This is a genomic window from Acidobacteriota bacterium (assembly GCA_035471785.1).
Taxonomy (GTDB): domain Bacteria; phylum Acidobacteriota; class UBA6911; order RPQK01; family DATIPO01; genus JANQFM01.
Map to the genome: position 1 here is coordinate 104,420 of DATIPQ010000098.1, position 16,353 is coordinate 120,772.

13 protein-coding genes are annotated in these 16,353 nt (G+C 62.5%); 9 read left to right on the top strand and 4 right to left on the bottom strand.

What is annotated here, in order from left to right; genetic code table 11:
• Positions 1-3 precede the first annotated feature (3 nt).
• The 3 genes from VLU25_14345 (at position 4) to VLU25_14355 (ending at position 5,211) form a co-directional block, all read left to right on the top strand.
• Entirely contained in the window at positions 4-2,646 is a 2,643-nt protein-coding gene (locus tag VLU25_14345) for a protein kinase (GenBank protein HSR69112.1), read from the top strand.
• Positions 2,647-2,656: 10 nt separating this feature from the next.
• The gene (locus VLU25_14350) at positions 2,657-3,430 is read left to right on the top strand and encodes an enoyl-CoA hydratase/isomerase family protein (GenBank protein HSR69113.1); all 774 of its coding nucleotides are present in this window, start codon (positions 2,657-2,659) and stop codon (positions 3,428-3,430) included.
• Between the two features lie 101 nt (positions 3,431-3,531).
• The gene (locus VLU25_14355) at positions 3,532-5,211 is read left to right on the top strand and encodes a SpoIIE family protein phosphatase (GenBank protein ID HSR69114.1); all 1,680 of its coding nucleotides are present in this window, start codon (positions 3,532-3,534) and stop codon (positions 5,209-5,211) included.
• On the opposite strand, the gene cyoE is transcribed toward VLU25_14355, so the two are convergent.
• The 3 genes from cyoE to VLU25_14370 all read right to left on the bottom strand — a co-directional run bounded on the left by cyoE (position 5,188) and on the right by VLU25_14370 (position 8,258).
• Complete coding sequence (cyoE, locus tag VLU25_14360) at positions 5,188-6,108, bottom strand: heme o synthase (GenBank protein ID HSR69115.1); 921 nt, start codon at positions 6,106-6,108, stop codon at positions 5,188-5,190. The genes VLU25_14355 and cyoE overlap by 24 nt on opposite strands.
• An 89-nt stretch (positions 6,109-6,197) precedes the next feature.
• On the bottom strand, positions 6,198-7,367 hold the full coding sequence (locus VLU25_14365) for an ABC transporter substrate-binding protein (protein ID HSR69116.1): 1,170 nt from the start codon (positions 7,365-7,367) through the stop codon (positions 6,198-6,200).
• 279 nt (positions 7,368-7,646) lie between these two features.
• A complete protein-coding gene (locus VLU25_14370; GenBank protein HSR69117.1) occupies positions 7,647-8,258 on the bottom strand; it encodes an iron-sulfur cluster assembly accessory protein in 612 nt (203 codons plus the stop codon).
• A gap of 306 nt (positions 8,259-8,564) precedes the next feature.
• Here VLU25_14370 and VLU25_14375 point away from each other — a divergent pair, with 306 nt between their 5' ends.
• From VLU25_14375 to VLU25_14400, 6 genes are all read left to right on the top strand, one after another.
• A complete protein-coding gene (locus tag VLU25_14375; GenBank protein HSR69118.1) occupies positions 8,565-10,577 on the top strand; it encodes a radical SAM protein in 2,013 nt (670 codons plus the stop codon).
• A gap of 123 nt (positions 10,578-10,700) precedes the next feature.
• Positions 10,701-11,219, top strand: coding sequence for a molybdopterin-guanine dinucleotide biosynthesis protein B (mobB, locus tag VLU25_14380; GenBank protein HSR69119.1), 519 nt, complete (start codon positions 10,701-10,703; stop codon positions 11,217-11,219).
• A gap of 42 nt (positions 11,220-11,261) precedes the next feature.
• Positions 11,262-11,951, top strand: a complete 690-nt coding sequence (locus tag VLU25_14385; GenBank protein ID HSR69120.1) for a hypothetical protein — start codon at positions 11,262-11,264, stop codon at positions 11,949-11,951.
• A 10-nt stretch (positions 11,952-11,961) separates the two neighbouring features.
• Positions 11,962-13,836, top strand: a complete 1,875-nt coding sequence (locus VLU25_14390; protein HSR69121.1) for a tetratricopeptide repeat protein — start codon at positions 11,962-11,964, stop codon at positions 13,834-13,836.
• 76 nt (positions 13,837-13,912) lie between these two features.
• Positions 13,913-14,728 carry a heme ABC transporter ATP-binding protein gene (locus tag VLU25_14395; GenBank protein ID HSR69122.1) on the top strand — a complete coding sequence of 272 codons (816 nt, stop codon included), beginning with the start codon at positions 13,913-13,915 and terminating at the stop codon, positions 14,726-14,728.
• Positions 14,725-15,732: an iron chelate uptake ABC transporter family permease subunit gene (locus VLU25_14400; GenBank protein HSR69123.1), complete on the top strand. Its 1,008-nt coding sequence runs from the start codon at positions 14,725-14,727 to the stop codon at positions 15,730-15,732. Before VLU25_14395 ends, VLU25_14400 begins: the two co-directional genes overlap by 4 nt.
• A gap of 391 nt (positions 15,733-16,123) precedes the next feature.
• Here the strand turns inward: VLU25_14400 and VLU25_14405 are convergent.
• A partial coding sequence (locus tag VLU25_14405) for a hypothetical protein (GenBank protein ID HSR69124.1) occupies positions 16,124-16,353 on the bottom strand: 230 nt, incomplete at its 5' end.

Below are 16,353 nucleotides of genomic sequence, written 5' to 3' on the forward strand. Positions count from 1 at the left end.
GCCATGTCACTTGAAATAGGCAGCAAAGTCGGTCCCTACAAGATCTTGGACACCGTTGGCGCGGGAGGAATGGGCGAAGTTTATCGAGCCCGCGATACTCGGCTGCAGCGCGACGTGGCCATCAAGGTGCTGCCCCAGCGCCATGTCGACAACGAAGAGGCCCGGGCACGCTTCGAACGCGAAGCCCAGGCCGTGGCGGCCTTGTCGCACCCCAACATCGTTTCCATCTTCGATTTCGGGTTCATCGACGAGAAGCCCTATGCCGTCAGCGAGTTGCTGCAAGGCGAGAGCCTGCGCAGCCGCCTCTCCTCAGGGCCGCTATCGTGGCAGCAGGCCGCCGAATTCGGCATGGCTCTTTCCGAAGGGCTTGCCGCCGCCCATTCCAAGGGCATTATCCATCGCGATCTCAAGCCCGAGAACATCTTCATAACCGAGGACGAGCGAATCAAGATCCTCGATTTCGGTTTGGCCAGCGTAGAAGGCGTACAGCAGTTGGGCCCTCATTCCTCGGCCCCTACCGCCATTACCAAGACCGAGCCCGGAACGGTTCTAGGCACCGTGGGATACATGTCGCCTGAGCAGGTGCGGGGCATGCCCACCGACGAGCGCTCGGACATCTTCTCGCTGGGCGCCATTCTCTTCGAGATGATCACGGGGCAGAGGGCCTTCCAGGGAGAGACGTCCAGCGACATCATGGCCGCCATCCTGCGCGACGAGGTGTCGGGAACCGGCGAGTCGGGGGTGTCCATCCCGCTGCAGCTCGAAAAGGTGGTGCGGGGTTGCCTGAGCAAAGATCCGCGTCAGCGTCCTCAGAGTGCCCGCGAAGTCCGGGCCGAGTTGAAGGCCGCCTTGGGGGCCGCCGACAGCGCGGCCTTTACGCCCATGCCTGAGCCGTCATCGACGCACAGCCCTCCCCCGGGCCAAGGGCGGCGCGCCTCTATCCGGCCCGCCCTCTACGCCCTTGCTGTCCTGACGGCGGCGGCCTTGCTCTTCTACGCCGGTACACTTTTTTGGGACGGCTCCGATTCCGGCCGGGAGGCCGGACCAGTGCGTTCTCTGGCAGTTTTGCCCTTTCAATTCGAAGAGGCCGCGGAAGACGGCTCAGACGGCTCGACTCAACTCGCTTATTTGAGCAAGGAGGTTGTAGAGGGCTTGATCAACCGCCTCTCCCAGGTCGAGGAATTGCAGGTGATGGCTTGGAGTACCGTGAGCCGCTACCAGGGCAGCGTCGAAGATCCCTTGGAGGCGGGGCGGCAGTTGCAGGTGGACGCGGTTTTGAGCGGGCGGGTGTCGCGGCGTGAAGAGACGGTCACCGTGCAGGCCACCCTGCTCGATACCCGCCAGGGATTCCAGATTTGGGGCGACCGTTTCCAGGAGCCCTTCTCCCGTTCCGGCGCCTTTCAGGAGCAGGTGGCCTCTAACGTGGTGCAGCGGCTGGGCTATGAATGGACGGGCGAGCCCGACTTCCTGGCAGAGGGTTCAGCTCCTGATCCCGAAGCCTTCAACCACTACCTGGAGGCCCGCCACAAGCCAAGCGAAAAGCGCATGGCCGAGCGCGATGCCGCCGAGGTGGGGGATCAGATCGAAAGCTACCTCAAGGCTCTGGAGATCGACAAAGACTTCGTCAAGGCCCAGCAGGGGTTGGCCGAAGCGCTTTCCAGCGCCGGGGCGGCGGGGCATCTCGATCCCGGCGTGGTCATGCCGATGGCCAAGGCCGCCGCCGTCAAGTTGCTCGACCTGAAGCGGGGCAACGCTGAAGTCCACGGCGTGCTGGCCACCGTCTACTCTCGTTTCGAGCGCGACTGGGACCGCGCTGAAGACGAGTTCGAGCAGGCCATGGAAATGAACCCGCGTTCGGCGGAGACGCTGCAGCAGTACGCCATGGACTATTTGGTCCCGACGGGACAGTTGGACGAGGCTGAAAATGCGCTGCGCAAGGCCATGCGCCTCAAGCCCGGTTCCGCCGCCCTGCTCTTCGACTTGGGCCGCGTCCATTACTTCCAGCGGCGCTACGACCAGGCCATCGACGTTCTGGGACAAGCCGACTCGAAAGGTTCGCCGGGCCTCTTCGCCGAGCAATACACGGCCCTCAGCCATTTGGGCGCCGGACGTCCCCGGGCGGCCGTCGAGGTGCTTGAAGGACGGCTGCGCGGCGGCGATCCGCAAGAGGCCTTCAATCCCGCCCGCCATCAGGCCATGGCCGTGCTGGGACTGGCCTACGGGCGCAGCGGCGACAGAGACAAAGTCGAGAGAGTCTTGCGGAATCTGTCACGGCCCGGAGCTCACCTGCGGCGCCTTTCCCTTTACAATCAATCGGTGGGGCGAGACCGGCGTCCTCGGCCAAGCCAGGGTTCGGCGCCTCCGCCCCTTCCTCCCGCTCCGCCTTCCGTCCCCCGCGAGCCGCCCGCACCCGACGCGCCCTTCCCAGGCCGCGAACTGGTTCTCGGCGAATGGGGATCGCGGCCCTATTGGATGGCTCTTGTGCAGCTCGGACTGGGAGATGAGGAGCAGGCTCTGCGACTCATCCAGCAAGCTGTGCGCACCCGTGCCGCCGAGGCGGTCTATCTGAAGGTCGATCCGGTGATGGATCCTTTGCGCGGCCGGGCGGCCTTCGAAGAACTGATCGAAGAGCTTGGGCTCGACTAGGGATGGCCCCGTGAACGCTAGCGCTCATCTGTTGTTGGAAGCCGGGCAAGACCGCACCCGTCTCGAACTGGCCAGCCGCCACAACACTCTCACCCGACTAGCCATCGCGGAGCTTCTCGCCGCCCTCGAGTCCCACGCCCGGGACGACGGCAGCCGGGTGTTGATCATCAGCGGCCAGGGAAGCCGCTTCTTTTCGCCCGGATTCGATTTGCGTCAGGTGAGCGCTTTGCAACGGGCCGAGATGGAGGACATGATCGAGGCCTTCGAGGGATTGATGGTGTCCCTGCTGCGCCATCCCAAGCCGGTGCTGGCCCAACTCAATGGAGATGCGCTGGCAGGGGGATGCATCTTGGCCAGTTGCTGCGATTTCCGCCTGGCCCGCCGCGGCGCCCTCATCGGAATGACTCCCCTCAATTTCTCGGTGGCGGTTCCCTACACGGCCCAGCAGGTCTTCCGGCATCTGCTGGGATTCTCGCGGGCCCGTCGTCCGCTTTGGCTGGGGGAGAACTACCCGGTTGAAAAGGCCCTTGGCATGGGCTGGATCGACCAGGTTGAGTCGGAAGAGAAGCTGCCCTCCGCCGTGGACGGTCTGGCCCGCCGGCTGGCCGCCGGAGATCCCGCCGCCTTCCGCACCTCCAAAGACTTTCTGTTGGCCCCCTTGCTGCGCCAGATCGACCCTCCTTCCCCGCACCGACGGCGTGATTTTCTCGACTGCTGGTTCTCGGCCTCGACCCAGTCCCGCCTGCGCGCCACTCTTCGTAATCTCGATTCCAAAACCTCTTGACCGCCCGGCAAGGGCGAGTCTGATTCGCCCGAAACGCCGGTCAGACTCTTGCATCAAGCGGGCGGCATGGCGCACAATGACGGTTCTCTGGAGAGCGTCTTATGAGCAATCCGAAACTGAACTGGAAGGACCCGATGGGAGGGGAGAAGTGGTTCGAAATCGAGTCCGACCAAGTGCTCATCGGACGCAAGTCCGACTCCGATATCGTGCTGCCCAACCCCTACATCTCGCGCCATCACGCCAAAATCATCCGCGAGGGGGATGACTGCTTTCTGGCCGACCTCAACAGCACCCACGGCACTTACGTCAACGGCCGCCGTGCCGAACCTCGTCAGAACCTTCGTTCCGGCGACCGCATCGGCGTGGGGCGCGACCAGGTCGAGATCGTTTTCTACAGCGATGCCGCTCCGCCGCTGGAAGAAGATCCGGTCGAAAGCTCGGAGGCCGAGGCCATGCAGACGGCCTTCATGAACCTGACTCGCATGATGCCCTCTCAGGAAACCGGGCAATCGGAGTTGGAGAAGTTCTCTCTGCTCCTCGACTTCCAGTATCAGTGGGGCCAGCACACCTCGGGCGAGGCCATGTTCCATCAGATCCTGGCCAGCGCCCTGCAGATCAGCGGAGCTGAACGCGGCTACGTGCTCAGGCGCCTGGAGCGGGGATTTGAATACGCCCGTGGACTCGACCACCAGGGCAACGTGCTTTCCGAGGCCGATTTCCGCACCAGTCAGTCGGTGGTCAAGCAGGTGGCCGAGGAGGGCAAGCCGGTCTTCATGACCGAGGGCATATCCGGCGAGTTCGCCCAGCAGGAGAGCATCGTAGCCATGAACCTGCGGGCCGTGGCCTGCATGCCGCTGACAGGCATCGCCCCCGATTCGGACACGCCTCAGCTACTGGGCATCCTCTATCTGGACAGCACCAAAACCATGCACGCTCTCTCCGGCCTCGACCAGAAGATCCTCAGCCGGCTGGCCGACGAAGCCGGAAACGTCATCGAGAAGATCGAGATGATCCGCGGACTGCAGGAACGCCAGAAGCTGGAGAGCGAGTTGGCTCTGGCGCGGGAAACTCAGGTCACGCTGCTGCCCCAGAAAGTCCCTCAGGTCGAAGGATTCCTGATACGCGCCTTCAGCCGTCCCACCCGCCACGTGGGCGGCGACTTCTACGACTTCATCGATCTCCCCAACGGGAAGCTGGGCGGCATCTTGGCCGACGTGTCAGGAAAGGGCGTCTCGGCCTCTTTGCTCAGCTCCAGCCTGCAGGGGGCGCTGCACATGCAGTTCAGGGCCGGGGCGCCGCCCGACAGGGCTTTCAACGAACTCAATCGCTTTACCTGCGAACGTTCCCAGGCCAATCGCTTCTGCACCCTGTTCTTCTTCACGCTCGACAGGGAGGACGGCGCAGGCGAGTTCATCAGCGCCGGGCATAACCCTTCCTTTCTCTTCCGGTCGGCCTCCGGAACCGTCGACCAGCTCGACTCGGCCGGCCTGATTCTAGGAGCTTTCGAGTTCGCCACCTATCAAGCCCATCCCTTCCGCCTCGACCCAGGCGACATTCTGCTGGTCTATTCCGACGGGTTGACCGAAGCCGAGAATCCCAGCGAGGATATGTACGGCGAAGAGCGGCTTATCGAATTGCTCAAAAACAGCGGAGCATCCGGCGGCGAAGCGGTGGAGGACAAGATCTTCGAGACCCTGGAGGAATTCACTCAGGGGCACGATCAGACCGACGACATCACCTTCATGCTCATCGAGCGGCTAAAGCTTGCCGGCGATCAGTAAGATGAGCATCAGGGGCAGGTAGATCACCGAAGCCCTCAAGACGCCTGCGGCGGCCTGGGGCGTGCGCTGGCGGCTGACTTTCAAGGCCGCTCTGAGCGGAATCCAGCCCAGCGCCAGGGAGCCCGCCAGATAGAGCCATCCTGTCATTCCCACCACGAAGGGCAAGAGCGATACGGCGATCAGCAAAACGCTGTGGACGGTGATGTGGCGCGCGGTGCGCCCTTCGCTGCCGTCGGCCAGAGGCAGCATCCTGAATCCCCCCTTGCGGTAGTCGTCGCGATACATCCAGGCGATGGCGTAAAAGTGGGGGAACTGCCAGAAGAAGAGCAGGGCGAAGAGGGCCAGAGCGCCGGGTTCCAAGGGCGAGCGCACGGCCGCCCATCCCATCAGCGGCGGGATGGCGCCCGGAATGGCGCCGATGGTCGTGCACCAGATGGTGTGCGACTTCAGGGGCGTGTAGACGAAGAGATAAAGCGAGGCGGTCAGTACGCCCAGCAAAGAGCTGGAGGGGCTGACCAGCAGCGCCAGATATAGCGCGCCCGAAAAAACCAGCACAGTGGTGAAGAAAAGCGCCGCAGGCGGGTCTATGCTGCCGGCCGGAAGGGGACGCATGGCGGTGCGCTGCATGCGGGCGTCGGCTTGCGCTTCCAGGGCCTGATTGAGTCCTGCCGTTCCGCCTGCGATGAAGAACGTGCCCAGCGCCAGGTTCAGCAGCAGGCCCCAGTCGAGACTGCCCACCGCTGCCATGGCATAACCCGCCAGGGCGGTCAGCACCACCATGAAAGTGACTCGGGGCTTGGTCAGGGCCCAATAAGCCGCAAATCGACCGCTTTCCGTCCGCTGCAAGGGAGCGGACAGGGCTGACGGCATCTGATTGGGCGTTGTTCCTAGACTCATCCCCACCTCGGCTGTCGAGGCTCTTCAGATTACCCGAGAGGTCGCTCTAAGCGCAACCGCCTCGAGGTGAAGGCCTCGGCCCCGGCCAATCAGTTGGCGGCCCTCAGGTAAACACTGCTGTCGGCCCGAAAGACCAGGTTGTAGTTGACCCTTGCGCCGTCATCCGACTTGATCAGCACTTCGCCCAGGGACGAGTTGCCGAAGACCTTGGGCAGGTAAAGCTGGTAACGGCCCGGTTTGAGGCTGGCGCTGACGTAGCCCGTGCGCTTGTTGAAGTTGACCTTGGAGGTCGTGATGCTGTCGCCCTCTCCGCGCACCGAGAAGGTCAGGTTGGCGATCTTGTAAATGTCAAAGGGGCTCTGGCTTTCCTTGCTGATGCGGAGCACGAAGCTGCGCGGCTGAACCGCCATGCGCTGTCGCTTCAGGCGGTCCTGGTGGCGTTGACGCACTTTCTGGGTGCGCTCGCCGATATGCTCCTCCATCCAGGCTTGCAGTTCGCCGCTCTCGCGGGCCTCTCTGATGGCGCCGTTGATGGCGTTGAGCAGAGTAGTGCTGCCTTTGGGTACGGCCAGGGCGATCTCAAAGCTGCCCAGGCTGCCCGGCATAATTTCCATATTCTTCATGACGGCCACCGTGTCCAGCGCATAGGCGGCCATGTTGACGTCGTCCACCACGCCCTCGATTTCACCGCGGCGCAAGGCCAAAAGGGCGGGGTCGAGGCTGGGGAAAGGGACGATCTCGGCTTTCGGATGCTGCTGGGCCACGAAATCCTGGATGGCGGTACCCGCGCGCACCCCGATCTTGCGTCCCGACATTTCCTTGGCGGTGAACTCGGCCATTCCGGGATTGATGACCAGGGCCAGTTCCGAAGTGTAGTAGGACTCGCTGAAGTCGACCTTGGAGCGCCTGTCATCGGTCACGGCCAGGACGCTGGCCGCCATCTCCACCTCGGCGTTGGCCAGGGCCGGAATCCGCTCTGCGTACTGGCGGTCGACCCACATCAGTTCCAGCGGACGCGAGCCTTGGGCCCGGCGGGGCGCGTTGAGCCGCTCCATTGCGGCTTCTACGAGGCGGGCTTCTAATCCTACGGTCTCCTCACCGCGCTGGTAAAGCAAGGGCGCTTCGAAACGCAGTGAGGCGGCCCGGGTGATGCCCCGGTTGCTGGTGTGGTCAGGCGTTGAATTGGCGTCGCTGCAGGAACTGGCGACTAGGAACAAAAACGAACCGGCAATTGTGAACAGCAGTCGATTCCATGACATGAGGCAGCCATCCTCCCCTGGTAAAGCACTCCTTATACAGAAAAATCTCTCTGGCCACAAACCCCGAGCGCTGCGCGGAACCTCTCTCCCCGCGGACGCTCAACCGCCTGGGCGGACCTTCAGTTGTACCACAAAGCGTTCGAAAAATCTGCGCTTTAATGTCAGCGGGGCGAGGGTTTGTGCGCCAACAGCCCGCCTCTTAGCGTTGAATCGACAAGAGTGCTTGCCGGGCTTCCGAGTGCTGATGCCAGGCGGCTTGCCGTCCTGCCGGCATTGCGATCAAGCGTAGAAGGGATTCTCGCCGCTGCTGTGGTCGGTAGTGTCCACCACTTGAACGATTTCGGGGATCAGCTCGCGGATGCGGGTCTCCACCCCCTGCTTGAGTGTGACGTCGACCATTCCGCAGCCGTGGCAGCCTCCGCCGAAGCTCAGATAAACCTTGTCGTCCTTGACTCCCACCAGAGTCATGTGACCGCCATGGGCGGCAACGGCGGGGTTCAGTTCGGTATCGATCAGACGCTGCACTTTTTCCGCAACCGGACCCGACAAATCGTCGCGCGAGCCGCTTCCGATGGAGGGAGTCTCGGGCTTGTTGGGGTTGCTGAACTTGAAGCCGCTGCGGACGATGCGGTCTTCGTAATCGAGTTCGGCTCCTTCCAGGTTCTTGGCGCTGCCCGGATCGATGGCCACGCGGATGCCTTCCAGCTCGAGGATCAGGTCGTCTTCGTTTTCTTCCTCGGCGCTGATCAGTCTCAAGCCGTAGGCGAAGTCGGGACTCCCGTTGGCCGAGGCCTCCACGCGCATCGTGGTCTTGGGGGGATCTTGATCTCTCTGTTTATCGACAGCGGCGCGGATCTGTTCCTGCGCCTCTTCGGTGATTGTGAAATCCATATAACAGCCCTCCTCAGGCAAAATCGGCGACTCTCTATTCTAACAAGCCGTCCGAAGCAGGCGCAATCGCCGCCGGAAGGATCACTTTATTGAAAAATGCCAAAGTGAGCCACCCCGCACTTCCGTCTCGACTTGCATTATTTGACCAGGAGCGAGATACTACGGCACGTTCGGGGCACAGTAAGATTGCGCATGCCACAACAGCACGCTTTCAAGCGTGCCTTTGTTTTTAGAGACATTTGGAAGCGACGATACGAGTTATTTGCAAGTCGCAGAGATAGCAGCCGAGCAGAAAGGAAGCCAGCTATGCCCAACACTCAGGTCCGCAAGCCCAGCAAGTGGAAGTACGTGGACAAGGCCATCGCCAAGACGGCCGGGGCGGCCTTCGACGCCATCCAGTTCTTCAATAAGCATCGACCCAATCCCTCCTTCACGCCCAAGTGGTCGGACAAGCCCTTGCTGAAGTCGTGGGAAAAATCGAAGCCGACGCTGGGTTGGCCGCGAGAGACCGACTCTCTCTGCCCCAAGTGCGTCATCGAAGCCCGCGAGCGGATTCTCAACGGCGAAGAAGACTACACGGTGCTGATCGAGGAGAAGGTCGGCGAGGTCAAGGCCAAGGTGATCGAGCGCGACGGCAAGATCCTGATGGTCAAGGAATGCCCCATCCACGGCAAGTATGAAGACGTGATGGCCATCGACTCCAAGTTTCTCTCCTGGATCGAGTCCAATTTCCCCGGACGCGACATCCGCGCCCACAATGACGAAGCCCTGCACAACCACGGCTCTTCCACCATCAAGTTCGGACGCGGCAGCGTTTTGACGGTCGACTTGACCAACCGTTGCAACATGATGTGCGATCCCTGTTTCATGGACGCCAACCAGGTGGGCTTCGTGCACGAACTGGAGTGGGAAGAGATCAAGGAGATCTTGGACAACGCCATGACGATCAAGCCGCGCCGTCAGATGTCGGTGCAGTTCTCGGGCGGCGAACCCACCCTCTCGCCGCACTTCTTCCGGGCCATTCGTTACTCGCGCAAGCTAGGCTTCAACTCGGTCCAGGCGGCCACCAACGGCATCGAGTTCGCCAAGGACATCAAGTTCGCCCGCAAGGCGGCCGAGGCCGGGCTGCGCTACACCTACCTGCAGTTCGACGGCATCGGAAACGACGCCAACTCGCATCGCCACATCGGCAACCTTTTCGACGTCAAGCTGAGGGCCATCAACAACATCCATGCGGCGGGAACGGAGATCGTGCTGGTCACGACCCTGGTCAACGACGTCAACAACGACCAGGTCGGACCCATCATCCGCTTCGCCATGGACAACCCCAAGAAGATCGCCTTCATTTCCTTCCAGCCGGTGTCCTTCACCGGACGCGATGAGGAGATCACCGACGAGCGCCGCCAGCGCCAGCGCTACACGCTCTCCCACATGGCCCGCGACGTGAAGAAGCAAACCGGCATGACCGAGCCCACCCGCGACTGGTTCCCCCTCTCGCTGATGGGATCGTTCGCCGACTTCGCCGACATGGTCCACGGACCTTCGGCCGAGTGGGGCCAAGTCAGTTGCGGATGCCATCCCAACTGCGGTGTGGGAACGGCCGTCATGATCGACAAGGAAACCAAGGACGCCGCCCCGGTTCCCGAGTTCCTCAACATTCCGGGACTGGTAGCCGACATGCAGAAGCTGACCGACGCCGGCCGCGGCAAGTGGTTCTCGAACCTTATGATGGGATTGGCGCTGCTCAAGAACTATGAGCCTTTCAACGCGCCTCCGCGCCTGCGCCTGCTCGATATCCTCAAGAAGTTCGACAAGAGCTTCGGACTTTCCGGCAAGGATTACGGGACGGGCAAAGACCGCCGCGACGATCCTTGGAACTTCCTCTTCATCGCCGGAATGTGGTTCCAGGACCTCTTCAACTACGACTTCCGCCGCACTGAGATGTGCATCATCCCCTACGCCACCCAGGAAGGCGAGATTTCCTTCTGCGCCTACAATACGGGTCACGGATGGCGCAACATCATCGAGCACATGCACATGAACGCCACCGTCGCCAAGTGGTATGAGAACAACGGCCGCCACGAGATTTTCGCCGGCGGCAAGAATGTCGACCTCAACAATTACGAGCATGCCCTCAGGTTGAATTCCGACGACGTGGCCCGCACCCGCGACAACAAGGGCCGTCCTCAGACCGCCCGCGACGAGAAGATGGCCCGCCGCAAAGCGGCCCGCGAAGCCGCCATGGTGCGCGAGTACTACGAAGAGCAGGTGCTCAACAAGAAGAAGGAAGAAGACTTGGTCAACATTTCGCTGAGCTAGGCCGCAGGGCGGCCAACCAGCTCACGCCGGTCGAGTCTTAGGCCCGCTTCCCCCGACGCCTACAAGCCTGGGAAGCGGGCTTTTTCATTGTGCCTTACCATTGCGCGATCCCAGCAGGTGCTTATGGCGTTGAAACGAATTCACATCGTAGGCGGACGCAATCAGGGCAAGACCACTCTGATCGAGGATCTGCTGCCCGAATTGCAGGGCCGGGGCCTGAAGGTCGGCACCATCAAGCACAGCCGTCACGTCCACCAAGTCGACAAGCCCGGCAAGGATTCCCACCGCCACCACCAGGCGGGAGGCCATCCCTGGGCCATCATCAGCGGCGCCGTCACCGCTCTCTTCCTGCATTCCCAGGGCGGCGAGCGCGACTATGCCTCCCTGCAGGCCCACTACGCAGACTGCGACTTGGTGTTGGTGGAAGGCCACATCGACTCCACGGCTCCCCGCCTGGAAGTGTGGCGCGAAGAGACCGGGGAACGCCCCCTGGCGGCCTCTCACAGCGGAGTCAAGGTCTTGATCAGCGACGACCAGCCGGATCCCTCGTGGGGCCTCGATCCGGCGCTTCAGATCTGGTCCCGCAGCGACGTCCAGGGTCTGGCCGACCGCATCCTCAAGCTGGCCGATTCAGCAGCCTAGCCCTCCGATGCCCTAAAATGGAAAGCCGGGAAAGGCTTGTTAATGACTAGAAGCTTCCAGTTTTCGACCTCCTTCGGACTCGGATCGCGCCCGCGCGCGGAGATGCGTCGGGCCTACGACCCCGTTTTGCGCAATCATTTCGATCACTACCTGCAAGGATCGGCAAAGGAGCGCGAGAACCTGATCGAAGCCTTGTGGCAGGACCTTGGGAGTGAGGAGCTGACGTTGCCGCCGGCGGCCAGCGAGCCTCAGTTCGTATTTCACTTGGCCGGGGCGTTTTTGGCCCGATGTTGCGCCCAGGACAGTCCCTCCGCGGAGCGGTCCTTGGACACCGTCCGGCAATTGCTGGAAAGCCTGTCCATCTACCAGCGCAAATGCGCTTTTCTGTTGCTCTCGGGATATCCCAAGGATTGGGCCGGAACCTTGCTCAACGTGGGAACGGTGCAGATCTTCAACACTCTGGAAGAGCTGCGGGCCCGTTCATCGGGCGATCTTCCCGTCATCGCCGCAGCCGACAAGTTGGCCTTGCAGCAGAAAGCACCCCGTGACCCCGAGTACTTGCGACGCCTGGAAGCGCTCATCGAAGGCGTCCTTCACTGGGAAGAAAAGCAGCAGCTTGAAGAGGAGGCGGCCCAACGGCTGGAGGTGCTGGATGCGCTGGTGACGCTGGAAGAGATCAACCATTTTCTGGTGCGCGACCGGGACCGCCAAATTCAAGCCGCCCGGCGATGAGAGGAGATCCATGCCCAAATCCAATCCACGTCCCACTCTGACTACGGTCTTCACGCTGGCAACCCTTTGCCTCTTGATGGCGTTGCAGGGCCCGCTCCGGGGCGCCCAACTGGAGGGGCGCTGGCTCTTCCAGATCGCCCTCGACAGCGGCCAGATGCTGCCCGCCTTTATCCTTGAGCTGCCCTCTCAAGAGGGAGAGGAGGCCCGGTTGCTGAGCGTCCAGTCCAGCGGCCCCATGGAAATCGACGCCCTGGAGGTTTCAGAACAGCGAATTCAAGTCACCCTGGTCTCTCAGGCTGGAAAACTGACCTTCAGCGGACAAGTTGTGGACGACCAGATCCGGGGAACAGTCGACGGGGCCGGCTTGCAGAACCGCGAGTTCGTGGCGAAGCGCACCGACCTCAAAGAGCTGGGACGTCCTCAGCCGCCTGGACAGGACGAGCGCCTCACCTACACGCGGGCGCTGTCCCTGTCTGATCCTGCTGAGAAGGTCAAGGCTTTGAATGCCTTCATCCGCCAGTATTCGCGGAGCGATCTGGTGCCCCAGGCCTACGAGAAGATCTTCGAAATCCAGCTTGAGCTGGGCGTGCCCGAGGCGCAAGCCATGCAGGCCGCCCGAGACTTCGTGGTCCATTCCAAGAATCAACTGACAGCCCTCGACCGGGTGGCGGCCCTGCTGGCCGGGGAGGAAGTGTTTCTGGAGAGAGCCGAGGCCTTCTCAGACGAGGTTCTGGCCAAGGCCGATCCCAAGACGCCTTCCATGCCGCGCTTTCTCCAGACCCGGGCCGAGATCGCCCTCCTGCGCCAGCAGCCGGAGGAAGCCGTACGTTATCTCCAGTTGGCTCGGGAGCTCGATCCGACCAGCGGCCAGATTCCCCTTCAGATGGCCAACGCCTACCATCAGGCAGGCGATTTGGAGAGGGCCCAGGAACTCTACCTGCAATCTTTTCTTAACAGCGGCAACTCCACCGCCCGGGCGCGCCTGGAACGCTTCTACCGCCAGGCCCATGGCAGCAGCGAAGGACTGGATGAACTGATCAGCGAAGCTTTTTCACAGCGTCCTCTACCCTTCCAGGCCGGCCGCTACACTGGTCCCGAGCCGCAGAAGGTGGCACTGGTGGAACTGTTCACGGGTTCAGAATGTGTCCCCTGCCAGGCAGCCGACTACGCTTTCAACGGACTGGTCGAGCATTACCCCCACGAAGTCGTAGTCCCAATTCAGTACCATCTGCACATCCCCAAGATCGATCCCATGGGGAACCCCGATGCCTACGAGAGGGCTGCCTACTACGGAGTCCAGTCCACCCCGGCGGCCATTTTCGGCGGCAGCGGACGCCACATGGGAGGCGGACGCAAGCAGCGCTCTGCGGGCCTTTTCAGCGTCTACCAGAGGGAGATCCGCGAGGCCGCTGCAGAGGAGGCGCCCGAGTGGATGATCGAAGTCTCGGGACATCTGCAGGAAGACGTCCTCCACTATCAGGCCCGGGCCAAGCCCTCCGGAGAATCCCGGTCCGCTCTGCGCCTCCACCTCGCGCTGGTGGAGGGGACGATCGAGTACATCGGTTACAACGGCGTCTATTTCCACCACAACGTGGTGCGCAAGCTGCTGCCCCAAGCCCAGGGAACCCTGCTGAAAGGCGGCCAACAAGCAGGCACGCAAGGCACCCTCGACCTGTCCTCCCTGGAGGACGACCTGAAGGCTTACCTGGAGGAGACCGAGGAGGCCAAGAAGCAGCAGTTCAGCGAGTTCCTGCATAAGATGGACCGCCAAGACCTGCACTTGGTGGCCTTCCTGCAGGATGAGCAAAGCGGACGCATCCACCAGGCGGCCATGGTCAAAGTCGAGACCAAGGCGCCTCAAGCCGAGCTATCGCAACCGCGTTGAGCCGCCTTCCCAACCAGAGGGTGCGGCATGGCGGTTGGCAAGACAACTCCGGTGAGACAGGAATGGCGAACCACTGATGGCGCGAATCGCAACCTACGGACTGCAGGCCGCCTATGACCGCGAACCGGTCATCGAGGACGTGTCGTTGCGGGTCCGCCGGGAGGAATTGGTGGCCCTGACCGGCCCCAACGGTTCGGGCAAGTCGACTCTGATTCGCCTCATCAGCAACGTTCTCAGGCCCCAGAAAGGCCGCGTCGAAATCGACGGGCGCGATGTTCGCGACTTCCCTCTCGACGAATTGGCGCGGCGTCTGGCGGTCGTCCAGCAGGAGCCCGTCCTCAATTTCGACTTCAGCGTCCGCCAGGTGGTGGGACTGGGACGCATCCCTCATCTCAAGCGATTTCAGCGGGAGACGCCCCGCGACCGCCATGTCGTCGACGAGGCCCTTAGGCGGACTCATCTGCAAGACCTAGCCGAGCGTCCGGTGACGCTGATCAGCGGCGGCGAGCGCCAGCGCGTGGCCATCGCGCGCGCCCTGGCCCAGGAACCCGAGATCCTTCTGCTGGACGAGCCCACCTCGCATCTCGACATTCGCTACCAGATGGCTCTCCTGGAGGACCTGCGCCGATTGGTGCGCGAAACGGGACTGGCGGTCCTGGCCGTTCTCCACGACCTCAACTTGGCCGCTCAGTTCTGCGACCGCCTGCTGCTCCTCCATCGGGGACGCCTGGTGGGCGACGGCGAGCCCTCCGAGGTGATCGACGTCGATATCGTGCGGCGCGTCTACGCCATCGAGGCCGAGGTTCACCCCCATCCCGTCTTCGGGACGCCCTGCATCCATCCGGTTCGCCAGGCTGGGCCCATCCCGCCTCCATCGGAGGCATCCTCATGAGGCGCATCATGCTGATGGCGGCGGTCTGGGCCGTGGTCAGCGCGGCCGCGTTGACCATCGGGCCGGAGAGTCTCAGTTTGGGCGAGGTCGGCACCATCCTGGCCCAGCAATTTCCGGGAATCGCGGGCGGAGAGATTCCCCTCAACCGCCAAGCCATCGTGATGGACGTCCGCCTGCCCCGCATTCTGCTGGCGGGCTTGGTGGGAGCGGCGCTCTCCCTCTCCGGTACCGCCCTGCAGGGACTCTTCCGCAATCCCATGGCCAGCCCCTATGTGCTGGGGATCTCTTCGGGCGCCGCTTTGGGCGCCGTCATTGCCCTGATTTGGAATACGGACGTCTGGCTGGCCCACATTCCCACCATTCCCCTGTTCGCCTTTGGCGGAGCCGTACTGGCCACCTTCATCGTCTACTCCCTTTCGCGCATCAAAGGACGGGTTCCGGTGGCGACGCTGCTGCTGGCCGGCATCGCCCTGGGCTCCTTTCTCTCAGCCGTGGTCTCGCTCATCCTGGTCTTCAGCGAAGAGACGGTTGCCAGCGTCATTTTTTGGTTGATGGGCGGCTTGTCGGGAGCCAACTGGACGGGGCTGCTCCTGGTCACGCCCTACTTTGTGCTGGGCACCGCCTTGCTGGTGGTGCACTCGCGCGAACTCAATGCCCTCCTGCTGGGAGAAGAGGCTTCCACCCATTTGGGAATCGACGTGGAGTCGGTCAAGCTGCGCCTCTTGTTCTCCACTTCCCTGCTCACCGCCGCCGCTGTGGCCGTGACCGGGGTGATCGGCTTCGTGGGCCTCATCGTGCCCCACATCGTCCGCCTCATCGTGGGTCCCGATCATCGCCTGCTCATCCCGCTCTCGGGCTTGTCCGGAGCCGTCCTGCTGACCGTCATGGACACCGTGGCGCGCTCGCTGCTGACCCAGGAGATCCCGGTGGGCGTCATCAGCGCCCTCCTGGGCGGACCCTTCTTCATCATGCTCCTGCGGCGCCACCGCGCCCAGTTGCTCTGACGGGAAAAAGCCCAGGGCAAGCCCAAGCCCGGTCGGGGGAAGTCCAGGGAAAAACCCGGGGGAGGGGGCCTTTTGCCGCCGACAGCTCATTTGATCTGACCATCACCTCCCTGTCTGTTGATTGACCATTGCAATCTGCTGACGTCTCCTGTGAAAACCACATCCGATAACGTTCACTTCGGCCTCCTCTCTCCGAGTCCCCAGACTCCGGCGAGCAGGTCCTCCGGTTTCCTCTACCAGATTCAAGTCCGGGCTCGCTGAAAGCGAGCCATATGCCAGCCCAGGGTAGAGCGAGCCGCGAATGCGGCACAGCGGCACCCTGGGTAGAGGTCTTGAATGAAACGAACGCTGAAAGCGTGCAATAGCGTAAGGGGCCCGTTGACATGCCGCACTAGTCTTCCCGCGGATGCAGGATCTCGAAGGCCAGCCGTTCCAGCACGTCGATGAGGCGGGGGCCGGGACGCGAAAAAGTGTCCTGATCGAGCAGGTAGACTCGGCCTCGGCGGACGGCTTTGATGCTCGACCATTGGCTGGCATTCCCCGAAAGCAGGCGGTCGCGGGAGGCCGGCTGCGGCGTCAGGATCACGTCGGGATTGCGCTCCAGCACGGTTTCCAGGCTCA